General features: G+C 69.1%; 27 protein-coding genes. 7 read left to right on the top strand and 20 right to left on the bottom strand.

Annotated elements, in window-relative coordinates:
- Window positions 1–5 precede the first annotated feature (5 nt).
- Window positions 6–329, bottom strand: coding sequence for an ETC complex I subunit (locus KHU32_RS16385; protein WP_213671232.1), 324 nt, complete (start codon window positions 327–329; stop codon window positions 6–8).
- A gap of 38 nt (window positions 330–367) precedes the next feature.
- A complete protein-coding gene (locus KHU32_RS16380) occupies window positions 368–1108 on the bottom strand; it encodes an SGNH/GDSL hydrolase family protein (protein WP_213671231.1) in 741 nt (246 codons plus the stop codon).
- Window positions 1109–1124: 16 nt separating this feature from the next.
- Between KHU32_RS16380 and KHU32_RS16375 the strand changes: the two genes are divergently transcribed.
- Both KHU32_RS16375 and KHU32_RS16370 read left to right on the top strand, forming a co-directional pair.
- Window positions 1125–2285, top strand: a complete 1161-nt coding sequence (locus KHU32_RS16375) for an OpgC family protein (RefSeq protein WP_213671230.1) — start codon at window positions 1125–1127, stop codon at window positions 2283–2285.
- A 10-nt stretch (window positions 2286–2295) separates the two neighbouring features.
- Window positions 2296–3030 carry an SGNH/GDSL hydrolase family protein gene (locus KHU32_RS16370; protein ID WP_213671229.1) on the top strand — a complete coding sequence of 245 codons (735 nt, stop codon included), beginning with the start codon at window positions 2296–2298 and terminating at the stop codon, window positions 3028–3030.
- Here KHU32_RS16370 and KHU32_RS16365 read toward each other — a convergent pair.
- A complete protein-coding gene (locus KHU32_RS16365; RefSeq protein WP_213671228.1) occupies window positions 3014–4090 on the bottom strand; it encodes an isocitrate/isopropylmalate dehydrogenase family protein in 1077 nt (358 codons plus the stop codon). The genes KHU32_RS16370 and KHU32_RS16365 overlap by 17 nt on opposite strands.
- A 79-nt stretch (window positions 4091–4169) precedes the next feature.
- Between KHU32_RS16365 and KHU32_RS16360 the strand changes: the two genes are divergently transcribed.
- The gene (locus tag KHU32_RS16360) at window positions 4170–5141 is read left to right on the top strand and encodes a Bug family tripartite tricarboxylate transporter substrate binding protein (protein ID WP_213671227.1); all 972 of its coding nucleotides are present in this window, start codon (window positions 4170–4172) and stop codon (window positions 5139–5141) included.
- A gap of 10 nt (window positions 5142–5151) precedes the next feature.
- Here the strand turns inward: KHU32_RS16360 and gloA are convergent, their stop codons facing one another.
- The 16 genes from gloA to phnN all read right to left on the bottom strand — a co-directional run bounded on the left by gloA (window position 5152) and on the right by phnN (window position 19726).
- A complete protein-coding gene (gloA, locus tag KHU32_RS16355; RefSeq protein WP_213671226.1) occupies window positions 5152–5547 on the bottom strand; it encodes a lactoylglutathione lyase in 396 nt (131 codons plus the stop codon).
- Between the two features lie 29 nt (window positions 5548–5576).
- Entirely contained in the window at window positions 5577–6407 is an 831-nt protein-coding gene (locus tag KHU32_RS16350; RefSeq protein ID WP_213671225.1) for an LpxI family protein, read from the bottom strand.
- The gene (gene lpxA / locus KHU32_RS16345) at window positions 6404–7249 is read right to left on the bottom strand and encodes an acyl-ACP--UDP-N-acetylglucosamine O-acyltransferase (RefSeq protein WP_347265564.1); all 846 of its coding nucleotides are present in this window, start codon (window positions 7247–7249) and stop codon (window positions 6404–6406) included. The genes KHU32_RS16350 and lpxA overlap by 4 nt, the downstream gene beginning before the upstream one ends.
- A gap of 5 nt (window positions 7250–7254) precedes the next feature.
- Window positions 7255–7725, bottom strand: a complete 471-nt coding sequence (gene fabZ, locus KHU32_RS16340; RefSeq protein ID WP_213671224.1) for a 3-hydroxyacyl-ACP dehydratase FabZ — start codon at window positions 7723–7725, stop codon at window positions 7255–7257.
- A gap of 5 nt (window positions 7726–7730) precedes the next feature.
- Window positions 7731–8774 (bottom strand): UDP-3-O-(3-hydroxymyristoyl)glucosamine N-acyltransferase, encoded by a 1044-nt coding sequence (gene lpxD, locus KHU32_RS16335; RefSeq protein WP_213671223.1) that lies wholly within the window; start codon window positions 8772–8774, stop codon window positions 7731–7733.
- A 23-nt stretch (window positions 8775–8797) separates the two neighbouring features.
- Entirely contained in the window at window positions 8798–9607 is an 810-nt protein-coding gene (locus KHU32_RS16330; RefSeq protein ID WP_213671222.1) for an OmpH family outer membrane protein, read from the bottom strand.
- A 22-nt stretch (window positions 9608–9629) separates the two neighbouring features.
- Entirely contained in the window at window positions 9630–11954 is a 2325-nt protein-coding gene (gene bamA, locus KHU32_RS16325; protein WP_249681256.1) for an outer membrane protein assembly factor BamA, read from the bottom strand.
- Between the two features lie 89 nt (window positions 11955–12043).
- Window positions 12044–13159 carry an RIP metalloprotease RseP gene (rseP, locus tag KHU32_RS16320; protein WP_213671220.1) on the bottom strand — a complete coding sequence of 372 codons (1116 nt, stop codon included), beginning with the start codon at window positions 13157–13159 and terminating at the stop codon, window positions 12044–12046.
- A 12-nt stretch (window positions 13160–13171) separates the two neighbouring features.
- Entirely contained in the window at window positions 13172–14350 is a 1179-nt protein-coding gene (gene dxr, locus KHU32_RS16315) for a 1-deoxy-D-xylulose-5-phosphate reductoisomerase (RefSeq protein ID WP_249681254.1), read from the bottom strand.
- A gap of 2 nt (window positions 14351–14352) precedes the next feature.
- On the bottom strand, window positions 14353–15168 hold the full coding sequence (locus tag KHU32_RS16310; protein WP_213671218.1) for a phosphatidate cytidylyltransferase: 816 nt from the start codon (window positions 15166–15168) through the stop codon (window positions 14353–14355).
- Window positions 15169–15909 (bottom strand): polyprenyl diphosphate synthase, encoded by a 741-nt coding sequence (gene uppS / locus KHU32_RS16305; RefSeq protein WP_213671217.1) that lies wholly within the window; start codon window positions 15907–15909, stop codon window positions 15169–15171. It abuts the gene before it with no gap.
- Window positions 15909–16481 carry a ribosome recycling factor gene (gene frr, locus KHU32_RS16300; RefSeq protein ID WP_213671216.1) on the bottom strand — a complete coding sequence of 191 codons (573 nt, stop codon included), beginning with the start codon at window positions 16479–16481 and terminating at the stop codon, window positions 15909–15911. Before frr ends, uppS begins: the two co-directional genes overlap by 1 nt.
- Window positions 16482–16497: 16 nt before the next feature.
- Window positions 16498–17223, bottom strand: a complete 726-nt coding sequence (gene pyrH / locus KHU32_RS16295; RefSeq protein WP_213671215.1) for a UMP kinase — start codon at window positions 17221–17223, stop codon at window positions 16498–16500.
- 81 nt (window positions 17224–17304) lie between these two features.
- On the bottom strand, window positions 17305–18216 hold the full coding sequence (tsf, locus tag KHU32_RS16290; RefSeq protein WP_213671214.1) for a translation elongation factor Ts: 912 nt from the start codon (window positions 18214–18216) through the stop codon (window positions 17305–17307).
- A 39-nt stretch (window positions 18217–18255) separates the two neighbouring features.
- Window positions 18256–19032: a 30S ribosomal protein S2 gene (gene rpsB, locus KHU32_RS16285; protein ID WP_213671213.1), complete on the bottom strand. Its 777-nt coding sequence runs from the start codon at window positions 19030–19032 to the stop codon at window positions 18256–18258.
- 136 nt (window positions 19033–19168) lie between these two features.
- Window positions 19169–19726: a phosphonate metabolism protein/1,5-bisphosphokinase (PRPP-forming) PhnN gene (gene phnN / locus KHU32_RS16280; protein WP_213671212.1), complete on the bottom strand. Its 558-nt coding sequence runs from the start codon at window positions 19724–19726 to the stop codon at window positions 19169–19171.
- Between the two features lie 68 nt (window positions 19727–19794).
- On the opposite strand from phnN, the gene KHU32_RS16275 reads away from it, so the two are divergent.
- From KHU32_RS16275 to coaA, 3 genes are read left to right on the top strand one after another with little or no spacing between them, the layout of a single operon-like run.
- Entirely contained in the window at window positions 19795–21582 is a 1788-nt protein-coding gene (locus tag KHU32_RS16275) for a gamma-glutamyltransferase family protein (RefSeq protein ID WP_213671211.1), read from the top strand.
- 12 nt (window positions 21583–21594) lie between these two features.
- Window positions 21595–21876: a hypothetical protein gene (locus KHU32_RS16270; protein ID WP_213671210.1), complete on the top strand. Its 282-nt coding sequence runs from the start codon at window positions 21595–21597 to the stop codon at window positions 21874–21876.
- 31 nt (window positions 21877–21907) lie between these two features.
- Entirely contained in the window at window positions 21908–22897 is a 990-nt protein-coding gene (coaA, locus tag KHU32_RS16265) for a type I pantothenate kinase (protein WP_213671209.1), read from the top strand.
- 26 nt (window positions 22898–22923) lie between these two features.
- Here coaA and KHU32_RS16260 read toward each other — a convergent pair whose 3' ends face one another.
- Entirely contained in the window at window positions 22924–23685 is a 762-nt protein-coding gene (locus KHU32_RS16260) for an SDR family oxidoreductase (RefSeq protein WP_213671208.1), read from the bottom strand.
- A gap of 126 nt (window positions 23686–23811) precedes the next feature.
- Here KHU32_RS16260 and KHU32_RS16255 point away from each other — a divergent pair, with 126 nt between their 5' ends.
- Window positions 23812–24855: a C-terminal binding protein gene (locus tag KHU32_RS16255; RefSeq protein ID WP_213671207.1), complete on the top strand. Its 1044-nt coding sequence runs from the start codon at window positions 23812–23814 to the stop codon at window positions 24853–24855.
- Window positions 24856–24878: the final 23 nt, after the last annotated feature.

Raw genomic sequence — 24878 nt, 5'->3', positions numbered from 1 at the left:
CCGATTCAATGCGTCCAGTTCTCGCCGCGGTTTGTGCGGAAGTTGTCCGCATAGACCTTGGGCTGGATCGGCTTCGGCGCCGGCGGCGTCTCCACTTCGAAGGAGATACCGCGCGTCTGCGCATAGGCCACGGCGGCCTCGCGGGTGGGGAAGCGCAGGCTCAGCTGATTGCGCGTGTCGCCCGAGCCCGGCCAGCCGGTCAGTGGGTCCAGGCGCACCCCTTCGGACGGGGCGTATTCGAGGACCCATTCATGCGTGTTCGCGCGGCCCGACTGCATGGCCGAGCGGGGCGGACGATGGATGCGGGCCAAGGGCTTCAAGCCGCTCATGAAAAATCTCCGGTATCGAAGGGAATATTACGCCTGGCTCAGCGGCCGGCAACCAGGGTTCTGGCGCCGCTCGCCTCGATCAGGGCGGCGGCGACGGCTTCCGCGAGGCAGGCATAGCCTCGGTCATTGTGATGCAGCCCGTCCGGGGACAGCAGCTCCGCGCCGGGAACACCGGCCGCGGACCACGCCGCCATGACGCGCCCGCGCGGAAACAGCGCCAGATGCCGCTCGCCGGCCAGGGCGCGCAACGCCTCGGGGAAGCGGTCATGGCCGGAGGACTGCTGAATGCGCGGGGAGAGCTGGTTGTCCATCAGGACGACGGGAATGCCCGCCGCGGCGAGACGGCCCAACCCCTCGCGCATCCGGACCGCGAAGGCTTCCGGGTCGGCGCCCTGGAGGGCTTCGTTCGCGCCGGCCTGCCAGATCACCAGATCCGGCCGGTGGGCGAGCACGTCGCGATCGAGGCGCGACAGCATCTGCGCGGTCGTATCGCCCGATCGCCCCGAATTGATGACCGTGATGGGCTGGCCCGGCAGCGCCGCGCGGAGCAAAACCTCGAGGCGCGCCGGATAACTCGCTTCCGGCCCGGAAGCCCCGGCACCTTCCGTGGAGGATGAACCGAAGGCCACGATGGTCACCGGATCGCGCGCCGCGATCTCGGCGCCCAGGCTGGGCAGCGGAGACAGGCTGACAGGCACGCCGGGGCATCCGCCCGACATCGTCTGGCCGGCCGTCGCAGACGCCAGCAACATCACAAGACCCAGCCCGACACGCATCATGCTAATCTAGCCTCGAATGGAACCGGACGCCACGCGCAACAAACTCACCCTTCGCGACCCGCGTGCGGACATCTGCCGAGGCATCGCGCTGTGGATGATCGTCGTCAACCACACGCCCGGAAACTGGCTCGGTTCCATCACCCTCAAGAACTTCGCCCTCAGCGACGCGACCGAGGCCTTCGTGCTGCTGGCCGGCTATGCCGGGGCCTTCGCCTATGCGGCGCGGGCCGACCGACTCGGCTGGATCAACGCGGCCACCAGCCTGACGCAGCGCGTCGGCAAGCTCTACGTCGCCCATATCTTCCTGATGGTCGTGTTCACGGCCCAGGTGGGCTACTCGGCCGCCACGCTGGACCGCGGCGCCTATCTGGACGAGCTGGCCCTGGACCCCTTCGCCGAGCAGCCCTACCGAACGCTGCTGGAGGCGCTGCTGCTCCGCTTCCAGCCGGCCTTCCTCGATATCCTGCCCCTCTACATCGTGCTGCTGGCCCTGCTGGTGCCCGGCTTGGCGCTCCGGAAATGGCCCGGCCTGCTGCTCGGCCTCTCCGCAGCGCTCTGGCTGGGCGTGCGGCTCGCCGATTTCAATTTTCCGCGCTGGCATGGCGGTGGCTGGTTCTTCAACCCGCTTGCCTGGCAGTTGCTCTTCTTCCTGGGCTTCGCCCTGGGCCAGGCGGCCCGCGGCGCCCCCTCCCTGCCGCTGCCGCGCCGAAGCCCCTGGCTCACTGCCGCCGCCGGCCTCGTCCTCGGCGCCGGGCTCCTGGCGATGATCGCCACCGAATGGGTTCCCTCCCTCGGCGAACGCCTGCCGGAAGCCATCCCGGCCTTCCTGGCGACGGTGGACAAGACGGCGATGCACCCCTGGCGCCTCGCCTCGATCCTCGCCCTCGCCTATCTCGTCGCCACCTATGTCCCGCGTGACGCCGCGGCACTTCGGGGCCGCTGGGCCCGCCCCCTGCTGATCATGGGGCGGAACAGCCTGCCGGTCTTCTGCGTGGGCATCCTGCTCTCCTTCATGTCGCGGCTCATGCTGGAGGCGGATGATGGCTGGGCCATGCAGCTGGCCTCCAACCTCCTGTGCCTGGGGCTGCTGGTGCTGGTCGGCTTCGTTTCCGAATGGCAGAGGGGGGACGGGCCGGCGCCCCGAACCGCCTTGCCTGACAAGTCGGCCCTTGGTTAACCTGCGAAAGATGTCCTTCCGGGCGATCCCCTGGCTGCTGGCCGCACTTCTCCTGGCCCTTCCGGCCAGAGCGGCGCCGGACTGCGACGTCCCGGCGGACTACCTGTCCGTGCCCCGTCCCTTCTTCGCCACCGCCCGCGCCCTGCAATCGGGCGCGCTGCGCATCCTGGTCCTGGGTTCCGGCTCGGTCACGGGCGTCGGCGCCTCCACGGCGGAGGCGGCGTGGCCCATCAGGCTCCAGCTTTTGCTGGCCGCGCGCTATCCGCAGCGCGACATCGAGGTCACGGTGCGCGGCGGGCGCGGCATCAACGTCAACGACCACCTGGCCTTGCTGCGCAGCGAGCCGCCGGGCGCGGCGCCCGCCCTGGTCCTCTGGCAAGCCGGCACCGTGGAGGCCGTGCGGGGCATGGACCCCGACGAGATGACCGATGCCATGATGGCCGGGCTCGAGCGGATCCGGCTCTGGGGCGCCGATACGGTCATCATCGATCCGCAGTTCTCGCGCTTCCTGCGGACAAATACTAATATCGAGCCCTACCGCGAGAAGCTGCGCCTCATCGCCGCCTCGGCCGGCGCGCCCGTGCTCCGCCGCTACGACCTCATGCAGTACTGGATCGACAGCGGCGCGCTGGACATCGAGCGCACGCCGCGCCGGGAGATCCCGGCCGCCATGGACCGGCTGAACGACTGCCTGGCCCGGGCCCTCGCCTCCCTCATCGTCCAGGGCGTCACCGAAGCGCGCTGAGCACCGCTCGCGTCGCCTCGGCCGTGCCGGAGGTGCCGCCGATATCGGCGGTGCGCAGCCCTTCGCTGAAGGCCGCGTCCACCGCCGCGCGGATCTCCTGCGCGGCCTCGGCCATGGCATCGCCCGCGTCCCGCATCGCCAGCCATTCCAGCATCATGGCTGCGGACAGGATCGTGGCAGTGGGGTTCGCCTTGCCCTTCCCGGCGATGTCCGGCGCCGTTCCGTGGCTCGGCTGGAAGACCGCATGCCCCTCGCCCAGATCGGCCGAAGGCGCGAAACCCATGCCGCCGATCAGCCCGGCCGCGAGGTCGGACAGGATGTCGCCGAACATGTTCTCGGTCGGCAGCAGGTCGAAATCCCAGGGGCGGCGGATGAGGTCGAGCGCCATGGCATCGACATAGGCGGCATCGTGCCGAACCTCCGGGTAGTCCACGGCGACCTCCTGGAATATCTGCCGCAGCCAGGCGAAGGCCCGGAAGACATTGGCCTTGTCCACCAGCGTCACCCGTCCGGACCGGCCGAGCCGCCGGGCGCGCTGGCCCGCCAGATCGAAGGCCATGCGGGCCAGCCGCAGGGAGGTCCCGCGCGTCATCCGCAGCGTCTCCTCGGCCTGATCCCTCGTGACCACGCCCTTGTCCTTGGAGAAGAACAGGCCCTCGGTGCTTTCCCGCAGGATCACGAAATCGATCTTCGCCGCCCGCGGATCCACCAGCGGCAAGGGCACGCCCGGAATGGCCCGGATCGGGCGCACCCCGCCGAAGAGGTCCAGGCGCTGGCGCAGCGTGATCTGGGGTGCGAGCTCCGTCCCGTCCGCGTGGCGTATGCCGGGCCAGCCCATGGCGCCCAGCAGGATCGCATCGGCCTTCCGGGCGCGATCGAACACTTCGTCGGAGAGGTCAGTGCCGGTGTCTCGGTAGGCGAAGGCCCCGGCGCGGAGCTCCGTGAAGCCCAGGCCGAGCGAATGCCGGGCATCGACCTTCCGCAGGACGGCCAGCGTCGCCTCCACGACCTCCGGACCGATTCCATCCCCGGCCAGCACCGCGATGTCGTAGCTATTCATGATCTTGCGCTTCCGCTTCCCATCGCGCGAAGCTAGCCGCCCATGACGAAGCGGCAAGAGCCGCCGGACGGGAGACGCCATGACGATCATGCGCCGCGCCTTGCTGGCCGCGCCCAGCCTGTGGCCCCTCGCCGCGACGGCGCAGGGCGGTTGGCCGGAGCGTCCGGTCCGCATCATCGTGCCCTTCCCGCCCGGCCAGGCGGCCGACATCTTCACGCGCCTGGTGGCCGAGCAGCTCTCCGCGCGCTGGCCGCAGCGCGTCGTCGTCGAGAACCGGGGCGGCGGCGCCGGCGCGCCAGCGCTGGAGGCAGGCGCCCGCGCCGCGCCGGACGGCTACACGTTGACGGCCGGTACCTCGGGCACGCTGGGCGTCAATCCCTCCGTGCTCCAGCGGCTGCCCTACGATGCGGAGCGGGACTTCGCGCCGATCAGCAATATCGCGATGGTGCCCCTGCTGCTCATCGCCCATCCGAGCTTCCCGGCCCGGACCATCCAGGAGCTGGCGGAGATGGCCCGGGCCCGTCCGGGCGAGATCAACGTCGCCTCAGCCGGCCCCGCGACCAGCCAGCACCTGGCGATCGAGCTGCTGCAGCTGCGGACCGGGCTGCGCTTCAACATCGTCCATTACCGGGGGTCGGGGCCCGGCATCACCGACCTGGTCGCGGGCAACGTGCCGGTGATGATGGACAGCGTCGCCAGCGCCATGCCGCATATCCAGGGTGGCCGCGCCCGGGCACTGGCCGTCGCCCAGCCGCGCCGGGTGCCGCAGCTGCCGGAGCTTCCCACCATCGCGGAGACGATATCGCCGGGCTACGAGGCCGCGGGCTGGACGGGGCTCGTCGCGCCCGCGGCAACGCCGGCGGAGATCGTCCGGCGCATTTCCGAGGATGTGCGCGCCATCCTCGGCGATCAGGCCATGCAGGCCCGCATCATCGGCCTGGGGGCGCTGGCGGACCCCGGCACGCCGGAGCAGTTCACGACCTTCGTGCGGAGCGAGATCGCGAAATGGCGCGAGGTCGCCCAGGCGGCCAATGTCCGCCTGGACGGCTAATCGCGCCCTGCTACTTCCGCTGGATCAGCTCGATCTTGTAGCCGTCCGGATCCTCGATGAAGGCGATCAGCGTGGTGCCGAACTTCACCGGGCCCGGCTCGCGCGTGATCTTCACGCCGGCGGCGCGCATCTTCTCGCAGGAGGCATAGAGGTCGGGCAGGCCGATCGCGAGGTGACCGAAGGCGGTGCCCGTGTCGTACTTGTCGACGCCGTAGTTGTAGGTCAGCTCCAGCACCGTCTCGGAGCTCTCGTCACCGTAGCCGAGGAAGACGAGGGTGTACTTGCCGTCCGGCACGTCGTTCCGGCGCAGCTCCTTCATGCCGAGATGGCTGGTGTAGAAGCCGATGCTGCGGTCGAGATCGCCGACGCGCAGCATGGTGTGCAGATAGCGGAAGCCTTCGCTCATGATCGGGTCTCCTCCAGGGATGGTGGCATTCAGGCGGTAAAGCGTTCGGGATCGACGGCCAGGACGAAGATGCCCGCCGCCTCGGCCGCTTGAAGAGTGGCCGTCCGTTCCGCGAGTATGGTGCGACCGGCCTCGATGGCAATGCCGCGCAGCCCGGCCGATTTGGCGCCAGCCACCGTGACGGGGCCTACGACCGGCGCGTCGATGCGCATCTCCTGATCCGTCTTCGCGAGCTTCACCAGCACGCCGCCTGGCCCTTCGCGGCGAAGGTCGCCGGCGCGGGCGATCAGCGCGTCCGTCCCCTCCACGGCCTCGATGCCGAGGACGAGGCCCTGCTGCACCACCACTGCCTGGCCGACATCGAGCGGCGCCAGGCAGCGCAGCGTCTGGATTCCGCGCAGGATATCGGCCCGCGCCGTCGCATCCGGCTCGCTCCCGACCAGCAGGCCCGCCTCGGCGGCCGTGCTGTCCTCGATGAGGGACTGGGGCGAGATGATCTCGAAGCCTTCCTCGCCCAGCACCTGCGCGACCGCGCGGAACAGCGCGTCGTCGCCAGAGAAGATCGCCACCCCTACGCGGGCCATCGCCTTCGCCGTCCAGACGTCGGGCAGCAGCGCCAGCATCGAGGGCCGCTTCACCCGGCCCGCCAGGACGACGTGGGTCACGCCCTCCCGCTTCATGTGCTGGATGATGGAGCCGCCCGCGCCGAGCCGCTCCTCTACATGGGGAAACGGCTCGAAATCGGCGGGCTCGCCGAAGCCCCTCAGGCAGACGACGAAGATCTCATGGCCGGCGCGACGGGCGGCCTCGGCAACGCGTACCGGAAAAGGTCCGGCGCCGGCCAGAAGGCCGAGCTTCACGCGTCCTCTTCCTCGACCCCCAATTCCACGGCCATGCGGCCGGGCCTGATCAGCTCGCGCTTGCGGTCGCCGGAGCGCAGGAAGGCCAGCACCTCGCCCACCAGGACATCACCGGCGAAACGCTCCTCGGCGGCGACCAGCCGGGCGGCGAAGGTGCCGGGCTCGCGGAAGAGGAGCCGGAAGGCGGCACGCAGGGCGTGCAGGTTCTCGCGGGAGAAGCCGCGCCGCCGCAGCCCGACCACGTTGAGGCCGACCAGGCGCGCCGGAAGGCCGAAGACATTGCCGAAGGGCGGCACATCGTTCGTGACGCCGGCAAGGCCGCCGACCATGGCATGGCGGCCGACGCGAACCATCTGGTGGATTGCCGCACCGCCACCCAGGAAGCACTGCTCGCCGAGCTGCACATGGCCGCCCAGCATCACGTTGTTGGCGAGGATCACGCGATCCCCGACGCGGCTGTCATGGCCCACATGGCTGCAGGCCATCAGCAGGCAATCGGCGCCCACGCGGGTCATGCCGTCACCGCCGACGCTGCCGCGATGGACCGTGACGTGCTCGCGCAGATGGCTGCGCGGCCCGATCACGACGCCCGTCGGCTCGCCGTGGTACTTCAGGTCCTGCGGCGGCAGACCCACGGAGGCATAGGCGGAAAGCCGGCTTTCCGCGCCGATCCGCGTCTGCCCCTCGATAACCACATGGGAGACGAGCTCGACGCCCTCCTCCAGCACGACGCCGGGGCCGACGATGCAGAAGGGCCCGACGCGGCAGCCGGAGCCGATCTGCGCCCCCGCCTCGATCACGGCCGATGGGTGAATGGTGGCCGTGCCGGAAATGCTGTCCACGTTATTCACCGGTCCCTGATCATGGCCGCATAGGTGGCCTCGGCGACGACAACGTCATCCACCTTGGCCTGAGCGGAGAACTTCCAGACGTTCATGCGCCGCTGCACCTTCGTGACGTGCACGCGGATCTGGTCGCCCGGCACGACAGGGCGCCGGAACTTCGCATTGTCGACCGACATGAAATAGACGAGCTTGCCCTGCGCGTTCTCGCCGAGCGTCGCCACCACCAGCACCGCCGCGGTCTGCGCCATGCTCTCGACGATGAGCACGCCGGGCATCACCGGCTCCGTCGGGAAATGTCCCTGAAAGAAGAACTCATTGATCGTGACGTTCTTCACGCCGATCGCCGACTCGCCAAGCACGAGATCGACGACCCGGTCGATCAGCAGGAACGGGTAGCGATGCGGAATCGCCGCCATGATCTGGGCGATGCCGTAGGTCTCGATCGTCGTATTGGGGGGTGCCGCCTGATCCATGGCTTTCACTCCGCTTCTCGTCTCTTCACTTGCCGCGATTCCGCTGTCAGGCGTCTCAAAACTTGCAAGGACCTAAAGGCCTCGCGAAGGGGTTGTGCCGGCGTTCCGAACACCTCGGAGCCGGCCGGCAGATCGGCGATGACGCCTGTCTGTGCGCCGATACGGGCCCGATTGCCAATCGAAAGATGCCCGGCGAATCCCGCCTGGCCGCCCGCGCTGACGTAATCGCCCATCACGGTCGATCCGGAAACCCCGACCTGGGCCACAAGAATGCAACCCCGACCCATGCGGACGTTATGCCCGACCTGGACCAGATTATCGATCCGGCTACCCTCGCCCAGGACGGTATTGGCCAGAGCCCCGCGGTCCACGCAGCTATTCGCCCCGATTTCCACGCCCTGGCCGATCTCGACCAGGCCGAGCTGGGGTGCCGTCTCGAACCGGCCGTCCCGGGTCACCGTGAAGCCGAAGCCCTCCTGCCCCACCCTCGCGCCTGGATGCAGGACGACCCCGTCCGCGCAGATGGCATGGGAGATGGAGGCGTGGCTGTGCAGCACGCAGCCCTTCCCGAGCACCACGCCGGCGCCGACCGTCACGAGCGGGCCGATCAGGCAGCCCTCCCCGATGCGGGCGCCCGCACCGATCACGGCCATGGGCCCAATCTCGGTCCCCGCGCCGATCACCGCGTCGTCGGCGACGACGGCCGTCGGATGGATGCCGGGCTGCGGCCCGGGGCGCGGATGGAACAGGGCTGCGACCTTGCCGAAGGCGGTGGCCGGCGCCTCGCAGATGATCGCGACGCAGCCTTCCGGCACATGGCCCGCCAGGGCCTCCGGCACCAGGACGGCACCCGCGCGCGTCGCCGCCAGGGCGGCGACATAGCGCGGCTTTTCGCAGAAGCTGACGTCGCCCCTATCCGCCGCCTCAAGAGAAGCGACGGCGGAAAACCTCCGGTCCGGATCTCCCTGGAAGACGCCGCTGGCCGCTGAAGCAATAGCGGCCAGCGTCTGAGGGCCTGCGTCCCTGAAAAAGCGGGCGTCAGCCGGCATGCGCAACGCCCCCCATTTCCGGGTTAGCGGCGAGCCGGCGGCTGCGCGGCGGGAGCCGGGCGAGCAGGAGCGGCCGGGGCAGCGGCAGGAGCCTGGGCGCCAGCAGGCGGCGTCGGCGGCTGCGAGCCATCGCTCTCCGGCGGAATCGTCACCTGCCGGAGCGTCCGGTTGAACTGCTGGGCCACCTCTTCCGTCAGGTCGAAGGCGGGCTCGTTCATGATGACGAGCGGGCGCGGCACCACGATGTTGACCGTGCGGCTGTTCGCCACCTGCCGGACCACGCCGCCCAGCGCTTCCTCGATCTGCATGAGGGACTGCTGCGCGGCCTGCTCGATGGCCTGGCTGCGGTTGCGGAAGATGCGCTGGCTGTCGGTGATCCGGTCCTGCAGCTCACGCTCACGGGCGCGGATCTGCTCCGGATTCATCTGGGCTCGCTGCGTGGCGAGGGCCTGCTGCGCATCGCGCCAGCCGTTCTGCTCACGCTGCAGATCGTCGTTCAGGCGGGTCCGGCGCCGCTCGATCTCTTCGCGGACCTGGTTGAACGCCGTCGACAGGCGCTGAATCTCGGGAATGTCCACGATGCCGATCACGGCCGGGGGCGGCGGCGTACCGGCCGGCAGCGCCGGCGGACGGGCTGCGGTCGGCCCGGGGCGGGCGGCGGGCTGCTGCGGCTGAGCCGCCGGCCGCTGCGGCTGGGCCTGGGCGGGGCGCTGGCCGGCCGCACCCTGGTTCTGGCCAGGCACGAACCACTCCTGCCCCTGGCGCTGCTGGGCGAAAGCCACAGTCGGCGCCAGCCCGAGCAGCAGGGCCATCGAAAGTCGGAACGTTGTCATTGGCATCTACCTGTCTCAGCGCTCAGAAGCGCGTACCAAAGCCGAAGCGGAAAACCTGCGTCTCGTCATAGCGCTGCTTCGCGACAGCCCGGGCCACGTCGAGGTTGATGAGGCCGAACGGGCTCCGCCAGGAGATACCGACGCCCGCGCCGACGCGCGGCGCGGAGGTGTCGCCGATGCCGGTACCCGACACCGTGTCCCACAGCGCGCCAACGTCCACGAAGGCACGGCCGACCAGCCCGATCTCGGACGGCACGGGCAGCGGGAAGCGCATCTCGGTGGTCTGCGTCCACATCAGGCGGCCGCCGAGGGCGTCGCGCGTCGCAAGGTCGCGCGGACCGGCACCCGCGAGGGCGAAGCCTCGCAGGTTCTCGCCGCCCAGGAAGAAGCGGTCGACGATGCGGTCGGGCTTGCCGCCATAGGAGTGCAGCATGCCCACGCTGCCGAAGAAGGTCAGCACGTAGTCCGGATTTCCGAAGACGCGCTCGAAGGGCAGGAACAGCGCGCCGTCGAGGCGGGCGCGCACATAGGCCACGTCGCCGCCCAGACCCGCGAAGTCGGTACCCAGGCGCAGCAGGTAGCCGCGCCGCGGCTCGATCAGGTTGTCGCGGGTGTCGTAGGCGAGCGTCTGGCTGATCTGGCTGAGGACCGTGCTGCCGCGCTGCTCCAGAACGAAGCGCGAGGCCCCGGGCTGGATGTCGTAGATGTCACGATTGACGAGGCTGTACGACCAGGACTGCCGCAGCCGCTCGTTGAACTCGTAGCCGGCGCGAAGCGCGAAGCCGGCCCGGCGCTCGCTGTACTGCGAAACGGTGAGCAGGTTGCGCTGAATGTAGAAGAGGTCGGCACCAACCGCGAGGTTACGGTCCAGGAAGGCCGGCTCGGTCAGCGAGATGTCGACCTGGCTGCGGCGCTGCGCGATCGTGGTGTTCAGGCGCGCATCGAGGCCCGTGCCCGAGAGGTTGCGCTCGCGAAGGCCGAAATCGGCCAGGAAGCCGGCGTCGGTCGAGTAGCCACCGCCGACGCTGACCTCACCCGTCGCACGCTCGGAGATCTGCGTGTTCAGGATTGTCCGGTCAGGTGCGGAGCCCGGCGAATTGGTGATCTGGACGTCGCTGAAATAGCCCAGGTTGCGGATGCGCTCGCGCGAGCGGCGAACCTGCGCCGCGTTGAAGGCATCGCCTTCCGCGAGACGGAACTCGCGGCGGATCACCCGATCCTGCGTGCGCGTATTGCCGTTGATGTCGATGCGCTCGACGAAGACGCGGGGCGCCTCGTTCACCGCGAAGGTGATGTTGATCTTGCGGGTCTCGGTGTCCCGCGTGATGCGCGGCTGGACGTCGACGAAGGGGAAGCCGCGCAGGTTGGCCGCATCGGCCACCGCCTGGGCGCTCCGCTCCACCGCATCGCCGTCGTACCACTCGCCGGGCGCGATCTCGAGGAAGCGGCGAAGCTGCGACGTGTCCAGATTCGGGAAGGCCGAGGTGATCTCGACCGTGCCGAAGGTGTAGCGCTGACCTTCGTCGATATTATAGGTCAGGAAGAAGCCGCTGCGATCGGGCGCCAGCTCCGCCGTGGCGGTGCCGACCTGCACATCGGGATAGCCCGTGCGGAGATAATAGCGGCGCAGCAACTCGCGGTCGAAGTTGAGGCGATCGGGGTCGAAAGTGTCGGAGTTGGACAGGAAGCGGTAGAAGGCCTGCTCCTTCGTCGACACGACCTCGCGCAGGCGCGTGTCGCTATAGGCCCGGTTGCCGACGAAATTGATCCGCGCGACGAGCGCGGCCTCGCCCTCCTGGATCTCGAAGACGACGTCGACCCGGTTCTGGTCGAGCTCGATCAGCTTCGGCTCCACGCGCGCCGCGAAGCGGCCGCGCCGGGCATAGAGATCCAGGATGCGCTGCCGGTCCGCCTGGACGAGCTGCGAGGTGTAGACCGAGCGCTGGCGAAGCTGCACTTCGTTGCGCAGCACGTCATCGGAAACGCGGCGGTTGCCCTCGAAGGCCACGCGGTTGACCAGCGGATTTTCCGACACGTCGACGACGAGGCGCGAGCCGTCGCGCGAGATTCGGACGTCACGGAACAATCCGGTCGCGAAAAGGCTGCGAATCGAACGATCGGCGCGATCGGTGTCGTAGGTGTCGCCGGGCTGGAGCAGCATGTAGCTGCGCACCGTGTCCGTCTCGATCCGCTGGTTGCCACGGATCTCGACCGCGGTGAGCACACCGCCCTGGGCCTCGGCCGCGCGGCCCTGAACCGGCCGCCCGCCCTGCGAGAGGGCCGGGACAGGCGACAGCATCACGAGACCGGCGGTCGTGAGCAAAAGTGCGCGCAGCGTTGTCGTCAAGGAAGGACCCATATGTTTGCTTCGAGCCGGAGCCGCCCGGAACATAGCCGCGCCGCCGCCTTGCCGCCACCCTGCCATTTCCTGCCTCGTCATCCGATGAGCCCGGCGACCCAGCGCCCGATGCCGCCATGGGCCACATCATTCCAGGTCGCAAACAAAAACAGACAGATAAGCACCGCGAAGCCGGCCCGGAAGCCATATTCCAGAGCCTTGGGCGGCAGCGGCCGCCCCCGGATGGCCTCGGCCGCGTAGAACATCAGGTGCCCACCGTCCAGCAGCGGAATCGGGAAGAGGTTCAGCAGCGCGAGGCTGACGGAGAGCAGCGCCATCAGATTGATGAGCGGGACGATGCCCAGCGTGGCGGCCTGGCCGGAGACTTCGGCGATTCGGATCGGCCCGCCGAGCTCCTGCGCGCTGCGCGAGCCCGTCAGCATCTCCCCGATGCCGGCCAGCGTCGCCCAACTGACCTCGGCCGTCTGGACCGTCCCGGCCCAGAGCGCCGAGGCGGGGTTCAAGCGCTCGAAGGTGGCCTGACCACCCTGGATGCCCAGGATACCGATCGGCTGGGCCTCGCTCCCCGGGCGCACGGCGGGGACGACCTGCAGGGTCATCTCACGCCCTTCGCGTGTGATCTGGACGGCGACCTGCTGGCCCGCCCGGGGCTGGATGTGGTGCTGGACCTGATCGAACCGCGTCACGCGGTTGCCGTCCAGGGCAATGATCGTGTCGCCGGGCAAGATGCCCGCGGTCTCGGCCGCGGAACCGGGAGACACCGCCGCCACCGAGGTCAGACCGGTCGGGATGCCGTTCGTCGCGAAGAGCAGCGCGAAGAGAAGCGCCGCCAGGAGGAAGTTGGCGATGGGACCGGCCGCCACGACGATCGCGCGGTCCAGCACGCTCTTGTTGTGGAAGGTCATGCCCGGGCGTTCCACGACGCGCTCGGCCTCGGGCGTCTCGTCCATGGGCGCCTGGCCGTGGAGCTTCACGTAGCCGCCGAGGGGGATCCAGGCGATTCGCCACTCGGTGCCGCGCCGGTCGTGCCAGGTCGCGATCGGCTTGCCGAAGCCGATGCTGAAGGCGTCCACATGGACCTTGCGCCAACGCGCCGCGAGGTAGTGGCCGAGCTCATGGAAGAAGACGAGGACGCCCAGCACGACCAGGAAGGCCAGCAGGGTGCGAACGGCGGAGGGGAGGAATTCGAGCATGATGGAACTCCGTCAGGCCGCGACGCGATGGGCGGCGATACGCGACGCCTCGCGGCGGGCGGCCTCATCGAGGGCCAGGACGGAAGCGAGATCGGAGACCGGCTGCGTGCCCAGGATCGCCAGCGTCTCCTCGACCACCACGGCAATGTCCAGGAAGCCCAGGCGGCGGGTCAGGAACAGCTCGACGGCGATCTCGTTCGCCGCATTGAGCACGCAGGGCGCGCCGCCCTCGGCCTCCAGCGCCTCGCGGGTGAGGCGAAGCGCGGGGAAGCGCTGCTCGTCCGGCGCCTCGAAATCGAGGCGGCTCAGCGCCGCGAGATCCAAGCGGGCCACATCGACCGACATACGGTTCGGCCAGGCGAGGCAGCTGGCGATGGGCGTGCGCATGTCCGGCGTGCCCAGCTGCGCCAGGAGGGAGCCGTCCGCATACTGCACGAGCCCGTGCACGGCCGACTGGGGGTGGATCAGCACCGACAGCTGGTCGAGCCGGACGGGGAAGAGCCGCGCAGCCTCGATCACCTCGAGGCCCTTATTGAACATGGTCGCGCTGTCGACGCTGATCTTGGCGCCCATGGACCAAACCGGGTGGCGGACCGCCTGCTCCGGCGTCGCCTTGGCCATCTGGGCCTGGGTCCATTCGCGGAAGGGGCCGCCGGAGGCGGTCAGGATGATCTGCTCGATCACCGAGGGATCGCGCGCGTCCAGCGCCTGGAAAATGGCGTTGTGCTCGGAATCGGCCGGCAGCAGCGTGGCCCCGCTGCTTCGGGCGGCCGCCATGACGATGGGGCCCGCGCAGACCAGGCTCTCCTTATTGGCCAGCGCCAGCGTGCCGCCGCGGCCGAGGGCCGCCAGGGTGCTCCGCAGGCCGGCCGCGCCGACGATGGCCGCCATGGTCCAGTCGGCAGGGCGCGCGGCCGCGGCGACCACGGCATCCGCGCCCGCCGCCGCCTCGATGCCGGAACCCGACAGCTCGTCCTTCAGGGCGGCATAGGCGCGCTCATCGGCCACAACCGCGAGCCGGGCGCCATGCGCCTTGGCCTGGGCGGCCAGGGTCTTCGCGTCCTTGCCGGCCACCAGCGCCTCGACGGCGAACTCGCCGGGCCGCGCCGCGGAAATAAGGGAAAGCGTGCTGCGCCCGACCGAGCCGGTGCTGCCCAGGACCGTGACGCTGCGGGGGGACGAGTCGGCCAAGCCTACCTCCAAAGATGAACGCCGTGCCCGACGGCCAGGCCGATCAGCGCGGCAAGGGGTGCCGCTGCGATAACACCGTCAAGCCGGTCCAGAAGACCGCCATGGCCCGGGATCAATCCGGACGAGTCCTTTACGCCGAATCGCCGCTTAATCCAGCTTTCCAGCAAGTCACCCGCCTGCGTGGCGATGCCGAGCAATGCGGAGACGAGGATGACCCGCCCTGCCGATCCGCCGCCGCCCAGCGCCATAGCGGCCAGCAGGCCCACGGCGGAAGCGCCGAACAGACCGCCGAGCGAGCCCGACCACGTCTTGTTCGGAGAAATGGCCGGCGCGAGCTTCGGGCCGCCCAGACTCCGTCCGGCTATATAGGCGGAGATGTCCGAGGCCCAAACGACGAGAAGCAGGAAGATGACATTGTCCCGGCCGACGAGATCGTCGCCCCGCAGGACCACGAGCGCGACGCCCGCGATGCCCAGATAAAGGACACCGAAAGCCCACCAGAACGGGCGCGTACCAACGCTCCGGGATGCGGCATACCAGGCCCCGACCGCGCCGATGCCGAGGAGGCCGAGCCCGGCCGCCGGATGCCCCAGCAGCGCGAGTGCCAGCGCCGCCAGGACCGAGGGAGCCACGAAAATGCCGGGCGAGGCCACGGTCGAGCCGCCGCAGAGCTTCGCCCATTCCCAGGAGAGGCCGGTCATGCAGAGGGCCATCAGGGCCGCCCAGCCATATCCGCCGAACCAGACGCAAAGAAGTGCTGCGGGCCCCAGCACGGCTGCGGTCAGCGCGCGCTTCGGCAGATCACCCCAATCCCGCATTCAGCCGATACGCGCGCCGAAACGCCGCTCCCGCGCGGCATAATCCGTCAGGGCGGCCTGGAAATCGGTCGCGCCGAAATCCGGCCAGAGGCCCGGAAGGAACACCAGCTCGGCGTAGGCCGCCTGCCACAGCAGGAAATTCGAGAGGCGCTGCTCGCCCGAGGTCCTGATGATGAGGTCGGGGTCGGGCATGCCGGCCGTGAAAAGGCGGGAGGCGAAGGCCGCCTCGTCCAGCTTCTCCGGATCGAGCTCGCCACGGGCCGCGGCAACCGCGGCGGCACGAGCGGCGGAGAGAATCTCCGCCCGGGCCCCATAGGAAAGCGCGACGGTCAGGTTCAGCCGGGCACCGCCCGCGGTGCGCTCCTCGGCCGCATCGATGGCCTTCAGGGTATCCTCGCCGAAGCGGGCGCGGTCCCCGATGACGCGGAGCCGCACGCCCTCGCGCGACAGCTGGGCGACCTCGGCCCGAAGGTAGTGCCGCAGAAGAGTGGTGAGTTCCTGCACCTCGTCCGCCGGCCGCCCCCAATTCTCGGAGGAGAAAGCGAAGAGCGTCAGCCAGGACACGCCCGCCTTCATCGCGGCCTCGATCGTGCGCCGGGCGGCATCCGCCCCCGCCCGATGGCCCAGGGCCACGGGAAGCCCCCGCGCCTGCGCCCAGCGACGATTGCCGTCCATGATGACAGCGACGTGGCGGGGCGGCGGCGCGCCCGCCCCCGCCTTCAAGGCAGGGTGCGAGGACATCAGACGGTCTTGATGTCCTTTTCCTTCTCAACAAAGGACACGTCGATCTTCTTCACGTATTCGTCGGTCAGCTTCTGGACTTCGTCGGACCAGCGCTTGGCGTCGTCCTCGCCGATCTCGGACTTCTTCTTCCAGCCCTGGATCTGCTCCATGCCGTCCCGGCGGACGCCGCGGATCGCCACCTTGGCGCCCTCCGCATACTTCGCCGCCGTCTTGGCCAGCTCGTTGCGGCGCTGCTCGGTCAGCGGCGGCAGCATGACGCGAATGGTCTGACCTTCGGATTGCGGGTTCAGGCCCAGGCCGGAATCGCGGATCGCGATCTCCACGGCCTTGACCACGGACCGGTCCCAGACCTGGACCTGAAGCATCGAAGGCCCGCCGACCGAGACGTTGGCGACCTGGCTCAGCGGCTGGTTGCTGCCATAGGCCTCGACGCGGATCGGCTCGAGCAGCGAGGGGCTCGCCCGCCCGGTGCGCAGGCCGGTGAATTCCTTCTTCAGCGTCTCCAGCGCGCCGTCCATGCGGCGCACCAGGTCGGTCTTGAGGGTCTTGTTGTCGGGCGGAGCGGACATGGGAAATGCTTCGCGATCAGGGGGTGTCGGTCACGGTGGTGAAGCGGCCTTCGCCCTTCATCACCGCCGTGAAGGCACCGGGTTCATGAATGTTGAAGACAATAATGGGCAGATGGTTCTCGCGCGCAACCGAGATGGCCGCGGCGTCCATCACCGCGAGGTCGCGGGAAAGCATCTCGAGATAGGTGAGCGTCGTATAGCGCTCGGCATCCGGGGTCGTGCGGGGATCGGCGGCATAGACGCCATCCACCTGCGTGCCCTTCAGGAGCACGTCGCAGCCCATCTCGGCGGCGCGCAGCGCGGCGGCCGTGTCGGTCGTGAAGAAGGGGTTGCCGGTGCCGGCACCGAAGATGACGACCCGGCCCTTCTCCATGTGGCGCATGGCGCGCCGGCGGATATAGGGCTCGCAGATCGCGCTCATCTCGATGGCGGATTGCACGCGGGTCTGAACGCCCATCTTCTCGAGGGCAGACTGCATGGCCAATGCGTTCATCACGGTGGCCAGCATGCCCATGTAGTCGGCCTGGGCGCGATCCATACCGGTCGCCGCACCGGCGATTCCGCGGAAGATGTTGCCGCCGCCGATCACCATGGCGACTTCGACGCCCAGATCGACGACGCCCGAGACGTCCTGTGCGATGGCCTTGAGGGTGGCGACGTCCAGCCCGTAGGAGCGGTTGCCCATCAAGGCCTCGCCGGAGACCTTCAGCAGCACACGCTTATATTTGGGCGTTTCGCTCATCGCTGATCCGGTCCACTGATGGGTTTGTAATGGCAGGCAAATGTGGCGCCGGGGCGGCAAACCGCCCCGGCGCGGGTAAATTCAGCCGACGCCCGAAACGGCCGCAACCTCGGCCGCGAAGTCGCTGGTCTGCTTCTCGATGCCTTCGCCGAGCTGGAAGCGGGCAAAGCCCTTCGCCTCCAGGCCCGCCTTGGCGACCACGGCCTTCACGCGGCTCTCGCCGTCATGCACCCACACCTGCTCCAGGAGGACGACTTCCTCGTAGAACTTGCGGATGCGGCCTTCGACCATCTTCTCGATGACGGCCGGCGGCTTGCCGGAGCCCTGCGCCTGCTCGGTCAGCACCGCCTTCTCCCGCTCGAGAGCGGAGGGGTCGACGGCGGAGACGTCCAGGGCCTCGGGACGGGTCGCGGCCACATGCATGCCGATCTGCCGGCCGAGCGTGGTGACGACGGCTTCCTCGCCCTCACCCTCGAGCGCGACGAGCACGCCGATCTTGCCGAGACCCGGCTTGACCGCATTGTGCATGTAGGTGGCGACCGTGCCCTTCTCGACCGTGAAGACCTTGGCGCGGCGGATCGTCATGTTCTCGCCGATCGTCGCGATCATCTTGGTCAGCTCTTCCTGGGTGCTGTGCGTCGTCCCAGGGAAGGTGGCGGCCTTGAGCTTCTCCAGGTCATCGCCGACCGAGAGGGCGAGACCCGCCACCTCGGCCACGAAGTTCTGGAAGTTCTCGTTGCGCGCGACGAAGTCGGTCTCGGCATTCACCTCGACCATCGCCGCGACGCCGGGGCCGGAGGCAACGCCCACCAGACCCTCGGCAGCCACGCGACCGGACTTCTTGGCGGCGGCCGAAAGGCCCTTCTTCCGCAGCCAGTCGATCGCCGCCTCGATGTCGCCGCTGGCTTCCACCAGCGCCTTCTTGCAGTCCATCATGCCGGCGCCCGTCGCTTCGCGCAGGTCCCGCACCATGGCGGCCGTGATTTCAGCCATTGCTCAAGCTCCTCGTTATGGCGCCCAGTGTGTTGAAGCTCAGGCCTGCGGGGCCGGAACTTCTTCGGCGACAACCTCTTCGGCCACCGGCTCGGCAAGGGCGCCGACGTCGCGACCGGACGCCTGCAGCTCGGCCGAGATGCCGTCGAAGACGGCGGAGGCGACGAGGTCGCAGTAAAGGTTGATCGCGCGGATCGCGTCGTCATTGCCCGGGATCGGGAAGGTGACGCCCGAGGGATCGCAGTTGCTGTCCACGACGGCCACGACCGGAATGCCGAGCGTGTTGGCCTCCTGGATCGCCAGCTTCTCCTTCACCACGTCGATGACGAAGATCATGTCGGGCAGGCCGCCCATTTCGCGGATACCACCGAGCGCGCGGTCGAGCTTGTCGCGCTCGCGCGTCAGCATCAGCACTTCCTTCTTGGTCAGGCCCTGGATGTCGCCCTGCAGGCGCGCGTCCATTTCCTTGAGGCGCTTGATGGAGCCCGTGATGGTCTTCCAGTTGGTCAGCATGCCGCCGAGCCAACGGTGATTCACATAATACTGGCCGCAGCGCGTCGCGGCTTCCGCCACGTACTCGGCCGCCGCCTTCTTGGTGCCCACGAAGAGCACGCGGCCGCCGCCGGCCACCGTGTCACGCACGGCGCGCAGGGCGCGCTCGAGCATCGGGACGGTCTGCTGCAGGTCCAGGATGTGGACCTGGTTGCGCACGCCGAAGATGTACGGCGCCATGCGCGGGTTCCAGCGCCGCGTGTGGTGGCCGAAATGAACGCCAGCCTCGAGGAGCTGACGCAGGGAAACGTCGGGCATCGCCATGAGCGAAATCCTTCCAAAACAGTCCGGTTGAGCCTCCGCGACGCGAACCCCGGCAGAAGCCGGGACCGGACCCTTGCCATCAGGAAGGGAGCGTCGCGTGTGGATTGCCGGCGGACCTCCCGCCGGCTGGGCACGCCTATGACGTAAAAGCCCCCGCCATGCAAGATGAGGCGGCCTCTTCCAGCACCTGCCGAAGGCGCGCGCCCCCCGCTTCCAGGGTGGAATCATTATGGATCGTGACGACATCGAGCCCCTCGGGGAGGCCCATTTCCCGATCGAGGCGGGCGGCGATCTGGGCCACCGTCTCGCGCCCCCGCCGGGCCAGGCGCTCGGCCAGGACCTCCCGCGGCGCCGTCACCTCAACGACGCGCAGGCGCCGCATCCCGGCCGCCTCGCGCAGCACGGTCCGGGACACGCTGATGATGGCGAGCCGGTCCGCCGGCGCCTCGCTACGCCGGATGCCGTAATGGAGCCCATGCGCCTGCCAGGTCAGGAGGAAGGCCCCTTCCCGCTCCAGCGACTGGAAAACCTCGAGGGACACGGCCTCATGCGCCTCGCCGCCGGCATCGACCGGCCGGGTGATGGTGCGTCGCGCGAAATGGAAGCGGTCGTCGCCCGCCAGATCGGCGCGGACCCGGTCCAGAAGGCTGTCCTTCCCGGCCCCCGAAGGTCCCGCCATTGCCACCCAGATCATCGCCCCTCCGGATTGACCCCGTGGCGCCTTTTTGCACAGATCACCGCACATTCCAAAAAGGGCCCAGCATGTTCACCACCCGCCCCGAGATCGCCGGCACCTTCGGGGCCGTGGCGTCCACGCATTGGCTCGCAAGCCAGGTGGGAATGGCCGTGCTGGAGCGGGGCGGCAATGCCTTTGACGCCGCCGCCGCCGCGGGCTTCACCCTGCAGATCGTGGAGCCGCACCTGAACGGCCCCGGCGGCGACTGCCCGATCATCCTGCACGACGCCCGCCTCAAGAAGGAGCTGGTGATCTGCGGCCAGGGGCCGGCCCCCGCCGGCCTGACCGTCGACCTGGTGAAGAACCAGCTCGGCCTCGACATGATGCCCGGGACGGGCTTTCTCGCGGCGCCGATCCCCGGCGCCTTCGACGCCTGGGCCTCCATGCTGCTGAACCACGGCACCTGGCGCCTGCGGGACATCCTTTCCTATGCGATCGGCTATGCCCGGCACGGCGCCCATATGGTGTCCCGGATCTCGCAGACCGTGGCCTCGGTGAAGCCGCTCTTCGAGACGGAGTGGAAGAGCTCGGCCGCCATCTGGCTCCGCGACGGCGGGCCGCAGCCGGGCCAGCTCTTCGCCAACCCTGTCCTGGCCGACACCTATGAGCGGGTGGTCCGGGAGGCCGAGGCCAAGGGCCATGACCGCGATTCCGAGATCGAGGCGGCGCGGAACGCCTGGTATTCGGGCTTCGTCGCGGAGGCGATCGACCGCTTCGGCCGCACGCCGGCCATGGACACCTCCGACCGGCGCCACGCCGCGGTGCTGACCGGGCAGGACCTGGCCGGCTGGCGGGCGGGCGTGGAAGCGCCGGTCGCCCTCGACTTCATGGGGACCACCGTCCTGAAGTGCGGCGCCTGGAGCCAGGGCCCGGCCATGCTGCAGACCCTGTCGCTCCTCTCCGGCTTCGACCTCTCGGCGATGGACCCGGTGGGCGAGGAGTTCGTCCACCACGTCGCCGAGGCGATGAAGCTGGCCTTCGCCGATCGCGAGGCCTTCTACGGCGACCCGAACTTCACGGACGTGCCGCTCGCAACACTGCTCTCCAAGGCCTATGCCGACCAGCGCCGCCAGCTGATCGGCCCGCAGGCCTCGATGGAGTTCCGGCCGGGCAATCCGGACGGCCTGCCCATCCGGGGCGTGGACTATGCCGCCGCCATCGAGCGCGCCGAGGCCATGGCCATGGCCGCCGGCACGGGCGAGCCGACCGTCTCCCGCCTGGGCGCCTCGGGCGGCGACACCTGCCACATCGACGTCATCGACAAGCACGGCAATTTCGTCAGCGCGACGCCTTCCGCGGGCTGGCTGCAATCCTCCCCGGCGGTGCCGGAGCTGGGCTTCTGCCTCGGGACGCGCTGCCAGATGTTCTGGCTGGACGAGACGCTGCCCAACGGGCTGCAGCCCGGCAAGCGCCCGCGCACCACGCTCTCGCCCTCCATGGTGCTGCGCGATGGCAAGCCCTGGCTGAGCTTCGGCACGCCCGGCGGCGAGCAGCAGGACCAGTGGCAGCCCATCATGCTCTCCCGCATGTTGGCGCACGGCTTCAACATCCAGGAGGCGATCGATCTGCCCTCCTTCCATTCGGAGCATTGGGTCAGCAGCTTCTGGCCGCGCGGCGCCAAGCCCGGGAAGCTGGTGCTGGAAGGCCGCTTCGCGCCCGAGGTTCTGGCGGCCCTGCAGGCCCGCGGCCACAAGGCGGAGATGGGCGGCGACTGGAGCGAGGGTCGCCTGACGGGCGCCCGCCTCGAAGCCGACGGGCAGATCTTCGCCGGCGCCAACCCCCGGGGGATGCAGGGCTACGCCGTCGGGCGGTAGCGGCGCTTCCGCTTGGACCTGCGACGGCGATACGAGGAGGAGGTCAGGGATCTGGGGCGGCTCGTCGACGAGCTGACCCAGGCCGGGATGGATCGGGAAACGATCGCCCGCCTCGCCCTCGCCACCAGGTACAAGGACCTCACCGCGGAGCCTTTGCGGTCGCGGATCCTCCAACGCACCGTCGAGACCTATGGAAATCCCGCCGGCCCTTCGATCGACTTCCTCCGGGCGCGCGGCAAGTCATGGGACGACATCATCGACGGCGCGACCCGCCCCGGCCGCGTGAGTTTCTAGGCCACGCCTCTTCCAGATCGATATCCATGCCATGAACGACCTCACCCTCGGCCCACAGCCCGCTCCCCCTCGATCGCACCGGCATTCCGCGCCGGCGGGGCAGGATGGGCTTTATTCGACCTTCAGCCGGGAGGAGTGGTCGCAGCTCGGGAAAGACAGGATTTCCTTGTCTCCCGAGGAGCTGGAAGCCCTTCGCAGCACGGCAGAGCCCGCCTCGCCCACGGATATCGAGGAGATCTTCGGCCCGCTCTGCCGCCTGATCCGCCTGCATGTGGAGGCATCCCATTCGCTTTCCGCCCGCATCGCCGGCAGCCTGCTGCGGAAGGCGGCGGCGCCGAAGCCCTATATCATCGGCATCGCCGGCAGCGTCGCCGTCGGGAAGAGCACCTTCGCGCGGCTGCTGCAGGCGCTGCTGGCCCGGCATTCGAATGCCTGGCGCGTCGACCTCGTCGCGACCGACGGCTTCCTGTTCCCGACCGCTACGCTGGAAGCCCGCGGGCTGATGAAGCGGAAGGGATTTCCCGAGAGCTACGACCTCCGCGGCATGGTCCGCTTCCTGAGCGAGATGAAGGCCGGCGCCAGCGAGCTCGAGATCCCGGTCTATTCCCACGAGGCCTATGACGTGGTGCCGGGCAGCTTCCAGAAGATCCGCCAGCCGGACATCCTGATCTTCGAGGGCCTCAACGTGCTGCAGACGGCGCGGGACGCGCGCTCGACGGCCTCGGACTTCTTCGATTTCAGCGTTTATCTCGATGCCGAGCCGTCAGACATCGCGCGCTGGTACAAGGACCGCTTCCTGCTGCTGCAGCGATCGGTCTTCCAGCGGCCGACTTCCTATTTCCATCACTACAAGGATCTGTCGCCCAAGGAGGCGGCGCGCGTCGCCGCGGAGATCTGGCAATCCATCAACCTGCCGAACCTCACGCGAAACATCCTGCCAACGCGCGACCGTGCGCGGGTGATCCTCCATAAGGATGCCGCGCACAGGATCGTCGAGGTCAGGCTGCGCCAGGGCCCCTGAGGGCCCCGGCGCCTGGAGCCCGGCGATCAGAGCCTGCGCTGCTGGGCCGCCAGGTAGGTGCGGTTGCGCGTCGGCGTGATCAGCACCTCGTTGATGCAGACATGCGGCGGCATCGTCGCGAGGAACAGGACCAGCGCCCCGCAATCCTCGGGCTGCACCATCTCGGCGAGTTCCTTCTCGCTGAGCTTGGTCGGCCGCTTGTCGAGAATCGGCGTGCGCACCTCGCCCGGGCACATGGCGCAGGAGCGGATGCCGTTGCCGCATTCCTCCATGTTGAGGCTGTGGCTCATCGCCACCACCGCATGCTTGGCGGCCGTGTAGCCCGCGCCCGAAAGGGGGCTCACGAAGCGGCCGGCCATGGAGGCCGTGTGGATCATCAGCCCGCCGCCCTGGGCGCGCATGATCGGCAGCGCGGCCATGGCGCTGTAGAAGGCCGAGAACAGGTTGCCGTTCACCAGGTCCTGGACGCCCTCGGGCTTCAGTTCCTTCCAGTTGCGCTGCTGGATGTTCACGCCCGCGTTGTTCACGAGGATGTCGAGCCGGCCGAGCTTGGTCTGGATGAAGTCGGCGACCTTCTGCACGGCGGCCGGCTTGGTGAGATCGGCGGCCTTCACGTGAACCGTGCCGCCGGCGCCCTTGATCTCGGCCGCAACCCTGTCGAGCTTCTCCTTGGTCCGCCCGGTGAGGACGACGACCGCGCCCTCGCCCGCCAGCGCGATGGCGGCGGCTTCGCCGATGCCGCTGCCCGCGCCCGTCACCCACGCGACCTGACCTGTCAGTTTACCCATTGGACTTCGTCCCTCCGCTTCTTCGCGGCGGAGCCTAGTTGGCCTGCTTCCGTATGCAAGAGGGCCGCTTGTCGGCCGCATACGAGCATGCTTCGCTCCGCCCGAATCCTCTGGGAGAAAACGCTTATGGCGAAATACCGCATTGTCACCCCCGCCGGGGCCAGCTTCACCGTGGCCGGCGGCGGCTACGACCTCGAGATGGAAGCGCTCCAGGGCATGGACGCCGAGATCGTCGAGGCGCCGATGGACACCGCCGGCTTCATCGCCGCCGCCAAGGATGCGGATGCCATCTACGCCAAGGGCATCCCCATCACGGCCGAGATCATCGAGAGCCTGAAGAACTGCAAGTCCATCACGCTCGGCTCCGTCGGCGTGGACAGCGTGGACGTGAAGGCCGCAACGCGCGCCGGCATCCCCGTGACCAACGTGCCCGACACCTTCATCGAGGAGGTGGCCGACCATGCGATGACGCTGCTGCTCTCGACCTTCCGGCGCGTCATCGAGCAGGACAAGATGGTGCGCGAGCACCGCTGGAAGGAAGGCCGCCCGGCGCTGCTGAAGATCCCGCGGCTCATGGGCCAGACGCTCGGCTTCGTCAGCTTCGGCCGCGTGGCCCGCGCCGTCGCCAAGCGCGCCGCGCCCTTCGGCCTGCGCCTCATCGCCTATGATCCGTTCCTCGACGAGACGCAGATCAGCGAGCATGGCGTCATCCCCGTCTCGCTGAACGACGTGATGAGCCAGTCGGACTTCGTGTCGATGCATGCCCCGGCCCGCCCGGAATGCACGCATCTCCTGAAGGAGGAGCACTTCCGGAAGATGAAGAAGTCCGCGATCTTCATCAACACGGGCCGTGGCCCGACGGTGGACGAGGCCGCGCTGACCAAGGCGCTGTCCGAGGGCTGGATCGCCTATGCGGGCCTCGACGTGCTGGAAGTCGAGCCGCCCTCGCACAACAACCCGCTGCTCGGCATGGACAACGTCATCCTCTCCGCGCACACGGCCTCGGCCTCCGCGCGCTTCGACGAGGCGCGCAAGCGCCGCGTGGGCAGCGAGCTGGCGCTGATCCTCTCGGGCAAGTGGCCCATGAGCTGCGTGAACCCGGCCGTGCTGCAGAACACCAAGCTGCAGCGCTGGCAGCCCGTCAGCATCGGCCGCGGCCCCAACAGCTAGGGCCGGCAACCCCGAAGGGCCGC

Origin of the sequence: Roseococcus pinisoli (genome assembly GCF_018413645.1) — a bacterium.
In the GTDB taxonomy this organism is placed as follows: domain Bacteria; phylum Pseudomonadota; class Alphaproteobacteria; order Acetobacterales; family Acetobacteraceae; genus Roseococcus; species Roseococcus pinisoli.
The sequence above is the reverse complement of the archived record's forward strand: the minus strand, read 5'-3'. Positions and strand labels throughout refer to the sequence as shown.

Bases quoted from the DNA above. Each gene is read 5' to 3' on its own strand.
- KHU32_RS16255 (WP_213671207.1), top strand. From the start codon at position 23,812: ATGGCGAAATACCGCATTGTCACCCCCGCCGGGGCCAGCTTCACCGTG.
- rseP (WP_213671220.1), bottom strand. From the start codon at position 13,159: ATGCTCGAATTCCTCCCCTCCGCCGTTCGCACCCTGCTGGCCTTCCTG.
- KHU32_RS16365 (WP_213671228.1), bottom strand. From the start codon at position 4,090: ATGAATAGCTACGACATCGCGGTGCTGGCCGGGGATGGAATCGGTCCG.
- tsf (WP_213671214.1), bottom strand. From the start codon at position 18,216: ATGGCTGAAATCACGGCCGCCATGGTGCGGGACCTGCGCGAAGCGACG.
- fabZ (WP_213671224.1), bottom strand. From the start codon at position 7,725: ATGGATCAGGCGGCACCCCCCAATACGACGATCGAGACCTACGGCATC.
- rpsB (WP_213671213.1), bottom strand. From the start codon at position 19,032: ATGGCGATGCCCGACGTTTCCCTGCGTCAGCTCCTCGAGGCTGGCGTT.
- KHU32_RS16330 (WP_213671222.1), bottom strand. From the start codon at position 9,607: ATGACAACGTTCCGACTTTCGATGGCCCTGCTGCTCGGGCTGGCGCCG.
- pyrH (WP_213671215.1), bottom strand. From the start codon at position 17,223: ATGAGCGAAACGCCCAAATATAAGCGTGTGCTGCTGAAGGTCTCCGGC.
- coaA (WP_213671209.1), top strand. From the start codon at position 21,908: ATGAACGACCTCACCCTCGGCCCACAGCCCGCTCCCCCTCGATCGCAC.
- lpxD (WP_213671223.1), bottom strand. From the start codon at position 8,774: ATGCCGGCTGACGCCCGCTTTTTCAGGGACGCAGGCCCTCAGACGCTG.
- gloA (WP_213671226.1), bottom strand. From the start codon at position 5,547: ATGAGCGAAGGCTTCCGCTATCTGCACACCATGCTGCGCGTCGGCGAT.
- KHU32_RS16360 (WP_213671227.1), top strand. From the start codon at position 4,170: ATGACGATCATGCGCCGCGCCTTGCTGGCCGCGCCCAGCCTGTGGCCC.
- KHU32_RS16375 (WP_213671230.1), top strand. From the start codon at position 1,125: ATGGAACCGGACGCCACGCGCAACAAACTCACCCTTCGCGACCCGCGT.
- KHU32_RS16310 (WP_213671218.1), bottom strand. From the start codon at position 15,168: ATGCGGGATTGGGGTGATCTGCCGAAGCGCGCGCTGACCGCAGCCGTG.
- KHU32_RS16275 (WP_213671211.1), top strand. From the start codon at position 19,795: ATGTTCACCACCCGCCCCGAGATCGCCGGCACCTTCGGGGCCGTGGCG.
- uppS (WP_213671217.1), bottom strand. From the start codon at position 15,909: ATGTCCTCGCACCCTGCCTTGAAGGCGGGGGCGGGCGCGCCGCCGCCC.
- KHU32_RS16385 (WP_213671232.1), bottom strand. From the start codon at position 329: ATGAGCGGCTTGAAGCCCTTGGCCCGCATCCATCGTCCGCCCCGCTCG.
- KHU32_RS16380 (WP_213671231.1), bottom strand. From the start codon at position 1,108: ATGATGCGTGTCGGGCTGGGTCTTGTGATGTTGCTGGCGTCTGCGACG.
- KHU32_RS16260 (WP_213671208.1), bottom strand. From the start codon at position 23,685: ATGGGTAAACTGACAGGTCAGGTCGCGTGGGTGACGGGCGCGGGCAGC.
- KHU32_RS16370 (WP_213671229.1), top strand. From the start codon at position 2,296: ATGTCCTTCCGGGCGATCCCCTGGCTGCTGGCCGCACTTCTCCTGGCC.
- frr (WP_213671216.1), bottom strand. From the start codon at position 16,481: ATGTCCGCTCCGCCCGACAACAAGACCCTCAAGACCGACCTGGTGCGC.
- phnN (WP_213671212.1), bottom strand. From the start codon at position 19,726: ATGATCTGGGTGGCAATGGCGGGACCTTCGGGGGCCGGGAAGGACAGC.